Annotated in this window: 15 protein-coding genes and 1 pseudogene; 11 read left to right on the top strand and 5 right to left on the bottom strand. The window is 40.3% G+C overall.

Features of this window, described 5'->3' with window-relative positions; all coding sequences use genetic code 11:
• Positions 1-85 precede the first annotated feature (85 nt).
• Positions 86-1,327, top strand: coding sequence for a tryptophan synthase subunit beta (gene trpB, locus H6G28_RS13025; protein WP_190671208.1), 1,242 nt, complete (start codon positions 86-88; stop codon positions 1,325-1,327).
• 100 nt (positions 1,328-1,427) lie between these two features.
• On the opposite strand, the gene H6G28_RS13020 is transcribed toward trpB, so the two are convergent.
• Positions 1,428-2,471, bottom strand: coding sequence for a zinc-dependent alcohol dehydrogenase (locus tag H6G28_RS13020; protein WP_190671206.1), 1,044 nt, complete (start codon positions 2,469-2,471; stop codon positions 1,428-1,430).
• 348 nt (positions 2,472-2,819) lie between these two features.
• Between H6G28_RS13020 and H6G28_RS13015 the strand changes: the two genes are divergently transcribed.
• Together H6G28_RS13015 and H6G28_RS13010 are read left to right on the top strand one after the other, a co-directional pair.
• On the top strand, positions 2,820-3,251 hold the full coding sequence (locus H6G28_RS13015; protein WP_190588637.1) for an NfeD family protein: 432 nt from the start codon (positions 2,820-2,822) through the stop codon (positions 3,249-3,251).
• 59 nt (positions 3,252-3,310) lie between these two features.
• A complete protein-coding gene (locus H6G28_RS13010) occupies positions 3,311-4,309 on the top strand; it encodes an SPFH domain-containing protein (RefSeq protein WP_190588638.1) in 999 nt (332 codons plus the stop codon).
• 84 nt (positions 4,310-4,393) lie between these two features.
• On the opposite strand, the gene H6G28_RS13005 is transcribed toward H6G28_RS13010, so the two are convergent.
• Positions 4,394-4,780, bottom strand: a complete 387-nt coding sequence (locus H6G28_RS13005; protein WP_190671205.1) for a Fur family transcriptional regulator — start codon at positions 4,778-4,780, stop codon at positions 4,394-4,396.
• A 145-nt stretch (positions 4,781-4,925) separates the two neighbouring features.
• On the opposite strand from H6G28_RS13005, the gene purS reads away from it, so the two are divergent.
• The 3 genes from purS (at position 4,926) to H6G28_RS12990 (ending at position 8,373) form a co-directional block, all read left to right on the top strand.
• Positions 4,926-5,204: a phosphoribosylformylglycinamidine synthase subunit PurS gene (gene purS / locus H6G28_RS13000; RefSeq protein WP_062297125.1), complete on the top strand. Its 279-nt coding sequence runs from the start codon at positions 4,926-4,928 to the stop codon at positions 5,202-5,204.
• 110 nt (positions 5,205-5,314) lie between these two features.
• Positions 5,315-5,992 (top strand): phosphoribosylformylglycinamidine synthase subunit PurQ, encoded by a 678-nt coding sequence (gene purQ, locus H6G28_RS12995; protein ID WP_190671203.1) that lies wholly within the window; start codon positions 5,315-5,317, stop codon positions 5,990-5,992.
• 425 nt (positions 5,993-6,417) lie between these two features.
• Positions 6,418-8,373 carry a type I restriction enzyme HsdR N-terminal domain-containing protein gene (locus H6G28_RS12990; protein WP_190671201.1) on the top strand — a complete coding sequence of 652 codons (1,956 nt, stop codon included), beginning with the start codon at positions 6,418-6,420 and terminating at the stop codon, positions 8,371-8,373.
• A 90-nt stretch (positions 8,374-8,463) separates the two neighbouring features.
• On the opposite strand, the gene H6G28_RS12985 is transcribed toward H6G28_RS12990, so the two are convergent.
• Together H6G28_RS12985 and H6G28_RS12980 are read right to left on the bottom strand one after the other, a co-directional pair.
• Complete coding sequence (locus H6G28_RS12985; RefSeq protein ID WP_190671199.1) at positions 8,464-9,540, bottom strand: glycosyltransferase family protein; 1,077 nt, start codon at positions 9,538-9,540, stop codon at positions 8,464-8,466.
• A 57-nt stretch (positions 9,541-9,597) separates the two neighbouring features.
• Complete coding sequence (locus tag H6G28_RS12980; protein ID WP_190671197.1) at positions 9,598-10,785, bottom strand: aminotransferase class V-fold PLP-dependent enzyme; 1,188 nt, start codon at positions 10,783-10,785, stop codon at positions 9,598-9,600.
• 137 nt (positions 10,786-10,922) lie between these two features.
• On the opposite strand from H6G28_RS12980, the gene H6G28_RS12975 reads away from it, so the two are divergent.
• The 3 genes and pseudogenes from H6G28_RS12975 to H6G28_RS12965 form a co-directional block, all read left to right on the top strand.
• Positions 10,923-12,419, top strand: coding sequence for a TM0106 family RecB-like putative nuclease (locus H6G28_RS12975; protein WP_190671195.1), 1,497 nt, complete (start codon positions 10,923-10,925; stop codon positions 12,417-12,419).
• Positions 12,420-12,544: 125 nt separating this feature from the next.
• On the top strand, positions 12,545-13,096 hold the full coding sequence (locus H6G28_RS12970; RefSeq protein WP_190671193.1) for a hypothetical protein: 552 nt from the start codon (positions 12,545-12,547) through the stop codon (positions 13,094-13,096).
• 45 nt (positions 13,097-13,141) lie between these two features.
• Positions 13,142-13,270: pseudogene (locus H6G28_RS12965) on the top strand (hypothetical protein); the annotation flags it as partial.
• Positions 13,271-13,308: 38 nt separating this feature from the next.
• Here the strand turns inward: H6G28_RS12965 and H6G28_RS12960 are convergent.
• On the bottom strand, positions 13,309-13,965 hold the full coding sequence (locus tag H6G28_RS12960; protein ID WP_190671192.1) for a response regulator: 657 nt from the start codon (positions 13,963-13,965) through the stop codon (positions 13,309-13,311).
• A 269-nt stretch (positions 13,966-14,234) separates the two neighbouring features.
• Here H6G28_RS12960 and H6G28_RS12955 point away from each other — a divergent pair, with 269 nt between their 5' ends.
• Both H6G28_RS12955 and H6G28_RS12950 read left to right on the top strand, forming a co-directional pair.
• Complete coding sequence (locus H6G28_RS12955; RefSeq protein WP_190671190.1) at positions 14,235-14,603, top strand: response regulator; 369 nt, start codon at positions 14,235-14,237, stop codon at positions 14,601-14,603.
• A 115-nt stretch (positions 14,604-14,718) separates the two neighbouring features.
• Positions 14,719-15,900, top strand: coding sequence for an esterase-like activity of phytase family protein (locus tag H6G28_RS12950; RefSeq protein ID WP_190671188.1), 1,182 nt, complete (start codon positions 14,719-14,721; stop codon positions 15,898-15,900).
• Positions 15,901-16,161 lie beyond the last annotated feature (261 nt).

The following is a 16,161-nucleotide window of genomic DNA, read 5'->3' as shown; positions in this document are numbered from 1 at the left end:
GCGATAATCTTTTAACACTGAGCTACTTATCCACCCCAGACTCCTTATAATTAATGAAGTCTTTACTTGTCATCAAGATAATTCCGTGACTATTACTCCCCTCTCTCCAAATTCTTCCACAACTACTCAGGTTCCCGATACACAAGGACGCTTTGGACGCTTTGGCGGTAAGTACGTCCCGGAAACCCTGATGCCTGCTTTAGCTGAATTGGAAACAGCTTATCAGCAATATCGTCATGACCCAGAGTTTCAAGCAGAACTCCAACAACTGCTGCGGGATTATGTGGGACGCGCTACACCATTGTATTTTGCCGAACGGCTGACTGCTCATTATGCCCGACCTGATGGTACAGGGGCGCAGATTTATTTAAAGCGGGAAGATTTAAATCACACTGGCGCACACAAAATTAATAACGCTTTGGGTCAAGTATTATTAGCCCAGCGTATGGGTAAGCAGCGAATTATTGCTGAAACTGGTGCTGGACAACATGGTGTTGCAACAGCCACAGTTTGCGCCCGATTTGGCTTGGAATGCGTGATTTACATGGGTGTTCATGATATGGAACGCCAAGCTTTGAACGTGTTTAGAATGCGGTTGATGGGAGCAGAAGTCCGTCCGGTGGAAGCTGGTACAGGTACGCTCAAGGATGCGACTTCGGAAGCGATTCGGGATTGGGTGACAAACGTTGAAACAACTCACTACATTCTTGGTTCCGTAGCTGGGCCGCATCCTTACCCGATGATGGTGCGAGATTTTCACGCGGTGATTGGTCAAGAAACTCGCGCCCAAGCTTTAGAAAAGTGGGGCGGTTTACCGGATATTCTCTTGGCTTGTGTGGGTGGTGGTTCCAATGCAATGGGGCTGTTTTATGAGTTTGTCAATGAACCATCTGTGCGGTTAATTGGGGTAGAAGCTGCTGGTGAAGGTGTGAATACAGAAAAACACGCCGCCACCTTGACAAAAGGTCGAGTTGGTGTACTACACGGAGCGATGAGCTATCTACTGCAAGATGAAGATGGACAAGTCACCGAGGCGCACTCAATTAGCGCGGGGTTAGATTATCCCGGTGTAGGGCCAGAACACAGTTATTTAAAAGATACGAATCGGGCAGAATATTACAGTGTGACAGATGCAGAAGCTTTGGCAGCATTTCAAAAACTGTCCCGCTTAGAAGGGATTATCCCAGCTTTGGAAACTTCTCATGCGATCGCCTATCTCGACACTCTCTGTCCCCAACTTAACGGCAGTCCCAGAATTATCATTAACTGTTCTGGACGCGGTGACAAAGATGTGCAAACCGTCGCTAAGTTTTTAATTCCACAGTAAAACTGTCAGAATAACACCTTGGACGCGGTAAAACTTTTGTAATACTGAGTGTAGGGGAGCCATTGCTTTAGGTGGCTTCCCTACTCATTTTTATGGTCAATCATAGAAAAATTCTATTCTGGTTACAAACCATTGCAACTTTAATTACTTGACGCGCTTTCATGTCGTGAAAGACTTGTTCTAAATCTTTTAAAGGTCGGCTTTCACTGATGAGTAATTCTAAAGGTAGTTTTTGACTGGCTATCATTGCAAGTGCCGATCGCACATATTTCGGTGTGTTGTGAAATACGCCTTTTAATGTAAGTTCGCTGTAATGTAATTGTTCTGTATTGACTGTAATTGTTGTATCTCGTGGACAGCCACCGAATAAGTTGACTGTTGCGCCAGGACGAGCGCAGGCGATCGCAGTTTCCCATACACTAGGTACACCAGTAGCTTCAATCACTACATCTGCGCCCCAGCCTTGGGTAAGTTCTTTCACCACACCCGGAATATCAGAAATTTGATGATAGTTAAATGTTTGTGCTGCACCAAGCTTTTGACCGATTTCTAGCCTTTGGTCACTTCCTCCCCAGAGTAATACTTCAACAGTCTCAGCTAATGCCGCGACAAACATCAAGCCAATCGCTCCATCTCCCAAAATCACTACTTTATCTTTGGGTTTGATATGGGAACGAGCGACACCATGCAATACACAAGCTAATGGTTCAGTCATCGCCGCCAATGCAAAAGGTAATTCATCGGGCAGGTGCAATAAATTATGCTGGACAATGGGTGCAGGAATTTTTAAGTATTCGGCAAATGTGCCATTATTCCAAGTTAAATTCGGGCATAAAGAATACTCTTGGCGTTGACAAAAAAAACATTCCATGCAAGGTGCAGAGTTATTGGCCACAACGCGATCGCCCACTCGCCAATTACCCACACCTGCGCCCACCGCAACAATTGTCCCTGCGGCTTCATGACCAAATAGCGTTGGTGGTTTCAACATCTTGGCATGACCACCACGCCGCCAAACTTTCAAATCTGTACCGCAAGTTGTCGCTGCACCCACTTGAATCACGACTTCACCGGCTGCTGGTGTGGGGTCAGCTACTTGCTCTAACCGTAAATCTTCCTGGCCATAAAGTAATGCTGCTAACAAGGCTTGTGACCTAATTCAAAAGCTCCACCTGATTTTATCAGGTAAATATTCAGAATTTATAAGGTGCGATCGCTCCACCACTCAACTCTTCAGTAATGCTACTCTGATTTAACTCAGCACTCAGCACTTTCAACTCAGCACTTTTTTAGTGAACTTCGATTACATTTAGATGTCAAAGCCTTGCTGCCTAGAATAGACTGGTTTTGTGTACCTCTGGCTACATCTTGTCATCGATGTTAATCACAATTAATTTTCACAAGACAAATTTAGTTTTCTGTAAAACACCGATTTCTCAGTGAATCTAATCTTAGAAATCTTTTTCGTAAATGTAGTTTCTAGGATGGCGCTATGCCAAGTTCTACTTTAATTTGGCTCCTAGCTGGCTCAGGTTTGTGTTTATTAGAACTGTTTTTACCGTCGGCTTTTGTCGCCTTCATGATGGGTATTAGTGCCTTTGCGGTGGCGCTACTTTCCCAATTTGGTTTGAGTTTATGGCTACAAGTAGCAATTTGGCTATTGCTGTCCACAATTTTAATAGTACTATCTCGGCGATATTTACAACCGCAACGACGCAAATCAAAAATTCAGGATGCCATTGTAGCGGAAACTTTAACAGAAATTCCGGCAGGCAAAACTGGACGAGTGCTATATGAAGGCAATTCTTGGCGGGCTAAATGTGATGATGACAAACTTGATATCGCTCCCCATCAACGTGTTTACGTAGTCAGAAGAGAAGGTACTACGTTAATTGTCATGCCAGAAAATTTGTTGCATTCATAATATGAAGTGTGAAGTATAAAGGTTAACAACTAAGAGATTTAATAACCAGGAGATTTACAGTGGAACAGTTTTTGTTATTAATTTTTTTAGCCCTTGGTGGTTCTACTTTGGCTGGTTCTGTAAAAGTGGTCAATCAAGGTAATGAAGCTTTGGTAGAAAGATTGGGTAGCTATAACAAAAAGCTCGAACCAGGACTGAATTTTGTTGTGCCTTTTTTAGATAAAATCGTTTACCAACAAACCATCCGCGAGAAGGTTTTAGATATTCCGCCACAAAAATGTATTACCCGTGACAACGTGGGTATTGAAGTAGATGCGGTGGTGTACTGGCGAATAGTTGATATGGAAAAAGCTTGGTACAAAGTTGAAAATCTTCAGTCAGCAATGACCAACTTAGTACTAACTCAAATTCGCTCAGAAATGGGACAACTAGAGTTAGATGAAACCTTTACTGCCCGTTCCCAAATTAATGAAATTTTATTGAGAGATTTAGATATTGCTACCGACCCTTGGGGAGTGAAAGTCACACGGGTAGAACTGCGAGATATTATTCCTTCCCAAGCAGTACGCGAATCAATGGAATTGCAAATGTCCGCCGAACGCCGCAGACGGGCTGCAATTTTAAATTCTGAAGGTGAACGGGAAGCCGCAGTTAATAGTGCTAGAGGTAAAGCAGAAGCCCAAATTCTCGATGCAGAAGCGCGGCAAAAATCATTAATTTTGCAGGCTGAGGCGGAACAGAAAGCCATTGTTCTGAAAGCCCAAGCCGAACGTCAACAACAAGTTCTCAAAGCCCAAGCCATTGCGGAATCAGCCGAAATCATCGCCCAAAAAATTAATTCTCAACCCAGTGCGAGTAAAGCTTTAGAAGTTCTGTTTGCGTTGGGTTATCTCGATATGGGCGCGACTATTGGTAAAAGCGATAGCAGCAAAGTCATGTTTATCGATCCCCGCACAATTCCGGCGGCTTTTGAGGGTATTCGCTCAATAGTGTCTGACACTAATGTAGATTCTAACGCTTGGCTGGGTAAGGAAATACCTGATGTGAATGGTCAATAGTCATTGGTGTTACTTTTCCCATCAGCTATTATGTTAACTGAGAACAGTGTCAGAGATTAGTAACAAATGACAAAGGACAAATGACTATTGACTAACCTGACACTGATCACACAAACCGAAAAATTCTAAGGTGTGGTAGAAAATTTTAAATTTGTGGCTTACTTGTAATTGGTCTTCCAGGTCGTGGACTGGACATTGATTAATAGGAATTGACATACCACATTGCAGACAGGTGAGGTGGTGTTTGTCCTGCTGTACTAAGCTATAGAGGGCTTCACCATTAGCTAAAGTTCGCACTTGCACCAAACCTTCAAGTTTTAAAGCTTCCAAGGAACGGTAAACTGTGGCTAAACCCATATTTTGATTGCGATTCCGCAATTCAATATAAATATCTTGGGCGGAAATGCCTTGTTTGACGTTTTTCAGTAGGTTTAAAATCCGCTCTTGACTGCGGGTGCGTATGGCTCTCATAAGTAGTTGTGGATATTCGCCACTGTAGTGGAAGCTGTTATACTGGCTATCTAATAAATTAACTTTAACTGTTTCACAATCTTATTTTCACTCAGTTGGAACAGAAAGTTATAGTATAGCGATCGCAGCATTCAGCAAAAAAACTGTGCAACGGAAGTATTTAGCCAAAATTCATGTAACGCTTCGTCCTTCAGTCCTAGACCCTGCTGGTGTGGCTGTACAATCTGGTCTCAAGCAGATGGGATACGAAACAGTTGAAAACGTGCGGATTGGTAAGTACATAGAACTTACCATCATCTCTCAGGATGAGACTAAAGCACGGAGAGACTTAGATAACATTTGTGACCAAATGTTAGCCAATCCTGTAATTGAGAACTATCGATTTGACTTAATTGAGGTCGAAACGCAGACGGGAGTGTTTTAGAAGGTAAAAGGTAAAAGGTAAAAGTAAAAAGGACTAAATCTTCTGCCTTTTTACTTTTGCCTTTTTAATTTTTACTTGTCCATATCCAAATGACCAATGACACATAACAAATGACAAAATTCGGCGTTATTGTTTTTCCAGGGTCTAATTGCGATCGCGATGTGGCTTATGTCACCAGAGACTTGTTAGGTCAACCAACGCGCATGGTTTGGCATCAAGACACCGACATAGCTGATTTGGATGTAATTATCATCCCAGGAGGCTTTAGTTATGGTGATTATCTGCGCTGTGGTGCGATCGCTCGATTTTCGCCTGTGATGCAGCAGGTGATTGAACACGCGCAAAAGGGTAAGTTTGTCCTCGGTATTTGTAACGGGTTTCAGGTATTAACTGAAGCCAAGCTGTTACCTGGGGCATTAACGAGAAATCGGGATTTGCATTTTATTTGCGATCGCGTCCCGTTAAAAGTCGAAAATACAAATATTCCTTGGACACAAGCTTACACCAGTAAACAAACCATCACCCTACCCATTGCCCACGGAGAAGGGCGCTTTTATGCTGATAGAGCCACTTTATCGGCAATAGAAGACAATGGCCAGGTGGTATTCCGCTATGCAGGCGAGAACCCCAATGGTTCACTCAACAAGATTGCCGGGATTTGCAATCGCCAAGGCAATGTTTTGGGGATGATGCCACACCCAGAAAGGGCATCTGATAAGATGCTTGGTGATAGTGATGGATTAAGTTTATTTCAAGGATTGTTAGAAAAAGTCGCTGCTGTAGTTTAGGGTTGACTTTTTTGGAAACCATAGCAAATAATCCCGCTTCTCAATGAAGATGCTAGTTGATTTTGTTGTAGAGACGTTGTATACAATGTCTCTACTTCTCATTTATAGAATTGGTATCGGCACATAGCCCTCAGACTGAAGTCTGGGGCTATACAAACGAAACTCGCCTGCGCGGGTTTTTAGAAAGTCCGCGTAGGTGTTCACTGAGCTTGTCGTTCGCGTAGCGTCTCCGGCAGGAGAAGGGTCGAAGTGCGGACTTTGTTTTTATGGCCACAAATTCCATTCGTCGGGGCTAAGTTCTTTCCTACTCCCTATTCCCCACTCCCCACTTCCTTTTTGTATCAACGCACATAGAATTTATCTAATATTTTTGGCAAAATCTAAAATCTCTGTGGCAACTGACAGAGTATTCGCAGGATTCTCTAATGTATATTCCTGACTCGCTGCAATTATTTATTAGGTGGATACAAGTATTTGATATTCGTGTTTTACAAACTGAAGGAGATGTTGAAAAAAAGTTTATTTTGCCGATGTTTCAATATTTGGGTTATCCAGATTCATATCGGCAGACTAAGTATAACTTAACCAGTAATAATTCAGAAAACCCAGCCAAACAACTCAAAAATTCTCAAATTTATTTTGCTACCGATGATGTAGTTCAGCAAAATTCTGACACATCATTGATAATTATTATTTATTTAGCACCAAATACACAATATTTTTCTGAAGCTATTACCCAAGCTAAATTTTACAGCACTTATCTCAAACCTATATTTTTCATCATTACTAATGGATATAGTCTCAAAATATTCAAATATTTTCCTTACCATCGAGAAGAATTGATATTTGATGGGATAATTGATACATTGAGAAATAGTCAAGTTGCTGAAAATCTTTATTATCAGCTTAATTTTGATTTAGTTAGAAAAATTCCTAAAACTACAGTCAATAATTTTAAATCTCCTGAATTTAGCAGCATAGAAAAATATTTAAGACGACATCAAGAATTTAGCCATATTTTAGAAAAGGCTGAGTTTGAACCTTGTTTACTAAAAAAAGGTAATCACTTAACTGTTGTTAAACCAAAAGTGCTGATGGAGTGCAATTTACCACAAGCTTTTGGCAAAGGTGATTGTGTAATTCAATTTAGTAGCGTGATGCTGAGAGGGTTGAAAATTTCCCTCAACCATCAGCAAATTTTAGGTCAATTAATGACGGGACTCTACACTAAGCCTGAATGGGGTTGTCGTCATTTTTTAAAACAAATAGATACAGATACTTTTGAGGCTCATCTAGGACAAACAACAGTCATTGTATCTGAGTTAGAAGCGGCAGATTTATGTTTATGTGTGGATGCTGTTTCTCAGGCGTATCAAAATAAAATTATTGAATTTGAGAATTATTTAGAAACCTGGGATTTTAAATTTGTTGAATTTCCAGATATTAGAGGCTTTCATCTATTTTCTGTAGATGTAAAACTCTGGAAAATTATGCACAATTTTATTAAAAAATTTAATTACGCTCAAGGTAAATCAGAATGGCATGTATTTGACCAAGATAGTACCTCTATTCGCGTCAGTCGCGGAATTAGGGATCATGCTTTTATTGTGCCGCGTTTCAGTAATGCTTACTCGGCGTTATCTAATAATCAAGTTGATATATTGTACGAAATCAACGATAGTCACATCGCCACATTAGAAAACAGTAACCTTAATTCTTGGCAAGAAGATATCGGAATAAGAGGCACATGGACAGCTAAGTATACAAAAACTTGGTTAATCGAAAAATATATTCCGCAAGTGATGAGTTATCACTCGCAAAAATTTCAAATTTTAGAATTTGATTTAGAGAAAAATATCTTAAATTACCCTAGTCAACATACAGCATTTAAAGAAATAAATGATGTGAAAGATTTTCTGCCTTATCTGCGGGATATCCAAGCATGGTTAAAAGCATATATTGTAAATATTGCCACTGGTTGTTTACAGCAATATTATCAAGTATTCACAGATTTAGTGAGGAATACCGATACGGCGATCGCAGGCTTGGATTATATCACAATGAACTTACAAAAAATAATCTGGAAACATCCCTCAGCCGAGATATCCAGACAAGAAATTTGGAATTTTAAAGATGTTATTTATTGTTTAGATAACCAAGTTGCTAAGATAAATAATTGTAAATATATCCCTAGTTGGGAAGCAGATTTAATTACACGAATATTTATTTGGATTATCGAAAATGGCAAAATTAATCACTCGCAAGGTCAATTAAATGTAGCCAAACAAGCATTATTACCATTATGGGAACAATGTCGCTTTGAAATGCGCCATATCTATCCTTATCGCACAAGCATTAATTCCGGGGGTAAATCAGTATAGAGATTTAAGGGTGTAAGGGTTTATGGGTGTAAGGGTTGTGAACCTAAACCAGTCAAAATTCCCCCTTGTCCCCCTCGTCCCATCAAAAACCTACCTTATTCGCTCGATAATAGCCTGAGCGATCGCTTCATTTCCATCCTTGGCAATTTTTTGGCTTTGCTGTGGTAGTTGGGGTAATTCATGGAGGAAATTCCAATCACCTGTAAAAAATTCTGCGGGGGTGACAATTTGATGATGGTTGTAATTAGTAATTCCCTCTAAAAGATAACTGGCTTCGGCAAAATCATCGCGGGGAATTGTCACTAAAGGAACTTCTAAACCTGTCGCCTCAGAAAAAGTACCATAACCCGGTTTAGAAACTATCCGTCCACAAATTGGCATAAAATCTACAGGGCGATATTTATTATCATGAATTTTGACTAAATTTGTTGAATCTGGTGCAGATTTATCAAAGGTGATAAATTGCCAATCTGGGAAATTTTGCAAATTTGCGTAAGGTATTTGTTGTAAACCTAAGCCGCCAAATGTGAGTAAAATAGTTTTATCTTGTGGTGCAGTTATGCCCCAATTAGCGCGTAATTCATCGGCAGAATAACGTGGTGAACCACCTGTTAAACCCACATCGATGATATTTTCAAAAGCCGACATTGATTCATGAAAGGGTAAACGAAACAAGCGATCGCACTTAGAATAACACTCACTAATCCAATCTGCGATCGCCACAAACTCACCACCCCAATCTCTGTAGATCAAATCCCAACCAAAGTTACTCATCATCCAACAAGGAATACTTGCAGATTTGGCAAACAAAGGCGCAAGAAACGGAATATCAGCCAAAATTAAATCAACCCGATTCTGTCTGATAAAATTAACTTCCGATGCAATTAAAGAATTTTGCTGCTTTTTAATTTCTAATAATTTTGCTAAAGTTGCGTCTTTATCCATTGTCAAACTATCAGCTTGTATAACACCCAAATCAAAAGCGCGGGGACGATGGATAAAATCACCTTCGATATATGACTCCAGCAACCAACGCGGTGCGGTCGTCACCATAATTAAAAGTACATCAGGACACAACTTTTGAATAGTTGCCGCTACCGATGCTGTGCGAGTAGCATGACCAAAACCGTGATTAGTTATAGCTACGTATAAGATGGGGCGTTTCATGGAAAAGTATGAAGTGTGAAGTATGAAGTATGAAATCTTAATTATTTAGTCGTTTGACTATTGACTAAATTTCTCTATTTGTTCGACTAACTCATCCATCTCTGACTCTAAAGTAAAGTAGTGAACGGTGGCGCGAACACAATCAGGTTTAGCAATTGTACGGGTAAATATCTTGTTATTTTCCAAAAACTGCACTAGTTTGAAACTAGTTTGAGAATCATGCTGGACAAATTGAAAGGAAACTAAACCGCTTTCCGGTGGGGAAGTTCGCAGACATTTAATTTGCGGTAAGACGGATAATTTACGCCAGAGATATTCACTGTTACGACAAATTTGTTGATAACGTTCCTCGGCTGTACCCCATTTTTGATGCAGGGCGATCGCCTCCACCAATCCCGCATAAAATGAATAAGCCGATGTCCCGACTTCATATCTCCGTCCATCATGAAACAAATCTATCGGCTGTCCTTGATTATCTTTAATCACACCACGCCAACCAATAAATGTCGGCGCAAGTTTTTCTAAGGCTTCTGGTTTGACATATAACCCACCCACACCCGCCGGGCCACACCACCATTTATGCCCAGTAAACGCATAAAAATCTGCCCCCAATTGCGTTAAATTTAACGGCAATAAACCCACAGATTGAGCAGCATCTACTAATATTAAAGAATGGTTATCTCTGCATACTTCTATAATCTTGTCAAGGGGCAGAACTTGGCCAGTATTCCAAAGGACGTGGCTGAGAATTACTAAGCGGGTATTGGGGCGTAAATTTTGGGCAACAACCGCCACCGGATCACCTGCATTTAAAGTTGCCATTAACGGACAGGTGGTAACTTCTACATGAAACCGTCGCCCAATTTCTTTAGCTGCGGCAATTACCCCTTGATGTTCACAGTCTGACAATAACAGATGGTCGCCTGGATGCCAATCAAGTCCCCACAAAGGAATATTACAGCCCACAGTCACATTTTCTGTCAGAGTGATAGTTTCAGGGGGGGCGTTGAGTTCCGTGGCGATCGCTTGTTTGATAGTTTGAATATAAGAACCTATCCAGCGTCCAACTTCATTACCAAAGGGGCCTAACTGCTGAATATGAGTTTCAGTTTGAATTATGGCTGCAATTGCCTGTTTGGGTAACGGCCCTTGTCCACCGTAGTTAAAATAAAGCTTATTAGCTAAAGCGGGAAATTGATCTCGATGGTGATGCAAGTCAGTTTGGATAGCAGAAACACTAGTCATGTGTCGAATCTCAATATTTTTACTCTCAACCCTTGGGGTAGGGGACAGCGACAAGTGAACAGAATAATTTCTGTAAACTGTAACCTGTAACCTTGATCTCAACCCCAAAAAGCCACAATTATTGTTAGCTTAAATTAATGTTGATTAATGCTGAACATTTACTACAATACCAACGCTGTAAACGCCGACCAATTTTAGATATTAATGCTGACAAAAGCCTGAGAGATGCACCGAATGACTTGTTGTCTAAATTGCAACAAGACAAAGTTATCTATCATCAAGGGATTTTGGCAGGGTTTGACTATGAAAAACCGCAATATCCACAAGGAAATCGGGAAGCAGCCCAAGCCGCCACATTAGAATTAATGCAGCGTGGTGTTGAGTATATTTATCAGGGAGTACTGTTAAGCAATTATCAAGACTGGGTAGAAACCGCCAGCGAAAACTATACACTCCTCAGCCGTCCAGATTTACTGGTAAAACAGTCAGGAGAGTCTTGCTTTGGTGATTGGATGTATGTTCCTGCAAATATGGAACTCGGTAAACGTCCCAAACAAGAATATCAAGTTGTGTCAGCATTTCACGCCCAAGCCTTAGCCACAATTCAGGGAGTCACCCCTGATAAAGCTTGGTTAATCTTACGTACCAAAGACATTAGCTATCCCGTAGATTTGGCGAAATGGACACCCCAGATGTTGCAAATTCTAGAGGAGTTCATTGCAGCAATCAAATCACCAGAACCGCCAGAGATGTTTATTTCACGGCAAAAGTGTAATCTTTGCCACTGGCATAGTCAATGTTATGCGATCGCCCAAGCACAAAAACATCTTTCTTTATTACCAGGAGTCACACCCGTACGTTACGCCCAACTCCAAGCCCTTTCCCTCACCACCCTAGAATCTTTAGCCAATACAAATCCCGCTATCTTAGAAGACTTACCAGGGTTTGATAGCGTAGTAGCAACTAAGTTAACTATTCAAGCCCAAGCTGTTATTGAACAACGTCCGTTAATTTTACCAAGTTCCTTACCGCCAGCAGAACTGACCTTTACTGCTCCTATAGAACTGTATTTTGATATTGAAGCCCAGCCCGACTTAGATTTAGATTACCTGTTAGGTGTTTTAGTTGTTGATAGACAAAATAATACACAACAATTTCATTCTTTTTTAGCGGAAAATCCAGAAGATGAAGAATTAGTTTGGCGACAATTTATTAACTTGGTTTGGCAATATCCCGATGCCCCAATTTATCATTTTTGTGTTTACGAATTTGACACAGTTAAAAGATTCGCCAAGCTATATCACACACCAAAATCTTTAGTTAATCCTGTTTTAAATAGATTTGTAGATGTCTACGAACAATTAATTCAAAGTGTGGCCTTACCTGTAGAAAGTTATGCCCTGAAAGTAATTGCGCGATGGTTAGGCTTTGAATGGCGCGATAAAGAAGCCAGTGGCGCTAAATGTATCTACTGGTATGATCAATGGTTAGAAACAGGCGATCGCTCTTTCTTAGAAATTATCCAACGCTACAACGAAGACGACTGTCACGCAACTCGCAGCGTCAAAGATTGGCTAGTAAATTTTTTTCAGAATGAATGCAGCATAATTCAAGAATCAGAAGTCAGTTTGTAAATCTATTCCAAAAATTTGTTTACTCAACAAAACCTCTATCCCCCTTGTCTTACTTATCCTCCTTGTTACCATTCTGAATAATAAGATATTTTTTTTGATTATGACGTTAGGGAGAGAGATATTCCATGATCGCTTACATTGTTTGCGAAGGAGCTTCCGACGTTGAATTACTTCAACGTGTTCTGCCAAAAGAACTACTGAATAACATTGAAATTGTTGCTGCTGGTGGATTATCTGCGATTAAATCACTGGCGCGTTCTTTAGTTGTTCGCCGACAAGTACCAATCGCTATTGTCGCTGATGCGGATTCAGTAGCTCCAGAGGTGGTTCAGGAACGTCTCAGCAGTATTGAAGAGATAGTGAAAAGTGTAGCTATTGATACGCAAGTTAAAGTTATTCTGGCTGTTCCCTCAATAGAAATTATCTTTTTCCAAGATAGAAGTCTATTGTCTCGCTTGCTAGGACATGAACCATCTCCAGAAATGCTAAGTTTGGCAACTTCTAAACCCAATAAAGCTCTAAAACAACTTCTATCTCAGTCTCAAAGAGACTATAGCCAATCTTCGATTACCCAGCAATTGACAAATGATGATCTGGAAATTTTACGCCAGACTTCAGTAATTAAAGAAGTGATTCATTTTCTTCAATCTGTACAACAAACAGCTACAGTTCTATAAACCATCCTGTTGTAGTACAAGTACTGATTGGTAAATTATCTCGCAGGCGATCGCTCTTTCGTAGAAATTATCCAACGCTACAACGAAGACGACTGTCACGCAACTCGCAGCGTCAAAGACTGGCTAGTAAATTTTTTTCAAAATGAAATAGTTGTGAACCCACTCATCCTTTAATGGTTGTGGTTTTGTCTGCTTTTGGTCGAATGTTAATATCAGGCTTTGCTGGTGATATAGGTGGGATTTGATGTGGCAAATAAAGCAATCTGGAGGCGATCGCGCAAATTCAAATGACTCAAGATATTGGTAATGTGATTTTTGACTGTTTTTTCAGAAATAAACAGCACCTCTGCAATTTCACGATTATTCGCCCCTTGAGCAATCAAGCGCACAATTTCCTGTTCGCGGCGGGTGAGTTTTTTCCACTCGACATCCAGATTAATCCCAGGATCGGGTATACGCTGAATTAACTTTCGTCCTACACCCGGCCCTAATTGGGTATAGCCTTTGTGAACTGCCTGAATTGCCAGAGACAATTCTTCTACAGGGGTGTTTTTTAACAGATAACCTGCTGCTCCATACCGCATTGCCTGAGCAATATTCTCATCATCATCATCAATGCTAAGTACTAAAATTTTTGTCTCTGGAAATTGTTGGTAAATCACTCTGGTAGCTTCAACGCCTCCCATTCCTGGCATGACAATATCCATGAGAATTACGTCTGGTTTCAGAATTTCCATCTGAGCGATCGCCACTTCTGCGCTTTCCGCTTCCCCCACCAATTCCAGTCGGGGATCTTCGACCAGCAATAAGGACAACGCCCGACGGATTAGGGTTTGGTCATCAACAATCAGCACACGAATGGGCGGCATGGGTTAAGAAAAATGACTGAAAAAATAAACCGGACAATATACCTGGATTTGAAAGCTATTAGCTAATCGTCATTTAAACTGCACGCTTAATAGCTTACCAATTTCAATTCGGATGATTCCCTCAACCCTAACCTTTTCTTCTTTCAGTCGCAAGATTCTGCTGTCCTATTTGTTACTAGGACTTTAGACCTAGCTAAAATGGGGACGGATGTCTCATGTTTTCTGCATCTAGTTTTTTTAGGATGAACTCATTGAATGGAGTAAATCAAATGAGTACCGTCCTGGTTGTCGAAGATAGCTACACTCAACGTCATCTCTTAGAAGAATTACTGAAAGCAAACGCCTTTGATGTTAAGACTGCCTGCGATGGCATAGAAGCTCTGGAGCAAATTCAATTTGATTGCCCAGACATTATCATTCTTGATATAGTTATGCCCCGGTTGAATGGTTATGAAGTCTGCCGCAAAATCAAACGTAATCCTGAAACTCAGGCAGTGCCTGTCATCTTCTGTTCCTCCAATGCCGGTATGTCTGATCACTACTGGGGGCTAAAGATGGGTGCGATCGCCTACATCAGCAAACCGTTTCAACCCCAGGAACTGATCCAAACCATCAACCAGGTACTCAATCCTAATTAGTCTCACCAAAGTTTTCACTCAGTCCCACTTGTTATGTTAGTAAAATCACCTGCTCGTTTACTATGGGTGAATTAAGTGGCTATCTGCGATCGCCTGCTCTTGTAAGGTCATCAACATGAAAATAGTTAAAAAAATTTGGCAATTACCCAAAATTATTTATTTAGGAATTGGGATTTTAATTGTCACAATTTTAATGATTAATTCCACCTCCAATACTGTTGAAATCAGCAGTGTAGATTTTATTGGAGAAGCAACATTAACCAAAAATTTATCTTTTCAAAAAACTGAAGTCGGTGGTTTATCAGGCATTACCTACGATGTCAAAAATGACCTTTATTATGCTATTTCCGACGATAGAGGGCAAAAAGCCCCCACACGTTTCTATACTTTTAAAATCGATTTGAGCAAAGGTTTGCTAGAAAATGATGATGTTGTGCCTGTCGGCGTAACAATGCTATTAAATCAAGATGGAAAAAACTTTCTCCCTGGAACCACCGATACCGAAGGAATTGCTTTAACTAATCAAGATACTGTTTTTATCTCCTCTGAAGGAGATAGGGAAAAATCAATTAACCCTTTTATACAAGAGTTTTCCTTAGCTTCTGGTAGAAGTATGACAACACTCAAAATACCCAAAAAATTCTTACCAGATCAAAAAGCTAAAATAGGTATTCGCAATAATTTAGCTTTTGAAAGTCTGACTATTACCCCCAATCATCAGTATTTATTCACCGCAACTGAAAATGCCTTAATTCAAGATGGTTCAGTGGCTAAACCAAATATTGGTACACCTTGCCGAATTTTGCAATATAATCTCTTCACCCAGCAGCCAGAAAGTGAATTTTTGTACCAAACTGAGCCAGTCGCACCGTTGCTAGATATAACTGGTAAGTTTGCTAGTGGCTTACCAGATTTACTCGCCTTAGATAATCAAGGACACTTTGTAAGTTTAGAAAGGTCTTTTACAGGGTTAGGATTTGCGATTTTTTTATTTCAAGTTTCTCTAGCTGATGCTGATGATATTCACAATATTGACAGCCTTCTTAGCACCTCCAGAAATATTCATCCAGTAAAGAAAAAACTTTTGTTCGATTTGCGAACCCTAGACGTAGCTCTAGACAATCTGGAAGGGTTAACACTCGGCCCTTGGCTACCTAATGGACAACGTTCATTAATTCTAGTCAGCGATAATAATTTTAATTCTCTACAGCGTACTCAGTTTTTAGCTTTTCAACTTAAAATCGAACCACCTATTCTCAGATGGTTCCGTCGGATGCTAAGTTTTTTCCGTTGGTGATTATCTGGAAATGTGCCTTCAGACTCCCTGGGAACTACTTGGAGTGATGATTATTTTTAACCGTGGATTTACTGTTATTAGAACCCAGATATCTTCCAAGTATCCTTGGGTTCAGTGGATTTTCTCATTTATTTTCTTAATGAATATGTTACATAATGTTTAAGCGATTTTGCAGAACAATCAATTAGTGTTTTATTAAACCTTTATTTCCTCTTAAAGTGAGTTTTATAACTTATAATTGATTCTCTAAAGTAAGTAAAC

Origin of the sequence: Nostoc sp. FACHB-190 (assembly GCF_014696905.1) — a bacterium.
Classification (GTDB): Bacteria; Cyanobacteriota; Cyanobacteriia; order Cyanobacteriales; family Nostocaceae; genus Nostoc_B.
Note: the sequence above shows the minus strand (reverse complement) of the source record. Positions and strands in the feature narration are given on the sequence as shown.

What these genes read in the sequence shown, in the direction of transcription:
- H6G28_RS13015 (WP_190588637.1), top strand. Translation starts at nt 2,820, where the DNA reads ATGCCAAGTTCTACTTTAATTTGGCTCCTAGCTGGCTCAGGTTTGTGT.
- H6G28_RS13005 (WP_190671205.1), bottom strand. Translation starts at nt 4,780, where the DNA reads ATGAGAGCCATACGCACCCGCAGTCAAGAGCGGATTTTAAACCTACTG.
- purQ (WP_190671203.1), top strand. Translation starts at nt 5,315, where the DNA reads ATGACAAAATTCGGCGTTATTGTTTTTCCAGGGTCTAATTGCGATCGC.
- H6G28_RS12990 (WP_190671201.1), top strand. Translation starts at nt 6,418, where the DNA reads ATGTATATTCCTGACTCGCTGCAATTATTTATTAGGTGGATACAAGTA.
- H6G28_RS12985 (WP_190671199.1), bottom strand. Translation starts at nt 9,540, where the DNA reads ATGAAACGCCCCATCTTATACGTAGCTATAACTAATCACGGTTTTGGT.
- H6G28_RS12980 (WP_190671197.1), bottom strand. Translation starts at nt 10,785, where the DNA reads ATGACTAGTGTTTCTGCTATCCAAACTGACTTGCATCACCATCGAGAT.
- H6G28_RS12975 (WP_190671195.1), top strand. Translation starts at nt 10,923, where the DNA reads ATGTTGATTAATGCTGAACATTTACTACAATACCAACGCTGTAAACGC.
- H6G28_RS12970 (WP_190671193.1), top strand. Translation starts at nt 12,545, where the DNA reads ATGATCGCTTACATTGTTTGCGAAGGAGCTTCCGACGTTGAATTACTT.
- H6G28_RS12960 (WP_190671192.1), bottom strand. Translation starts at nt 13,965, where the DNA reads ATGCCGCCCATTCGTGTGCTGATTGTTGATGACCAAACCCTAATCCGT.
- H6G28_RS12955 (WP_190671190.1), top strand. Translation starts at nt 14,235, where the DNA reads ATGAGTACCGTCCTGGTTGTCGAAGATAGCTACACTCAACGTCATCTC.
- H6G28_RS12950 (WP_190671188.1), top strand. Translation starts at nt 14,719, where the DNA reads ATGAAAATAGTTAAAAAAATTTGGCAATTACCCAAAATTATTTATTTA.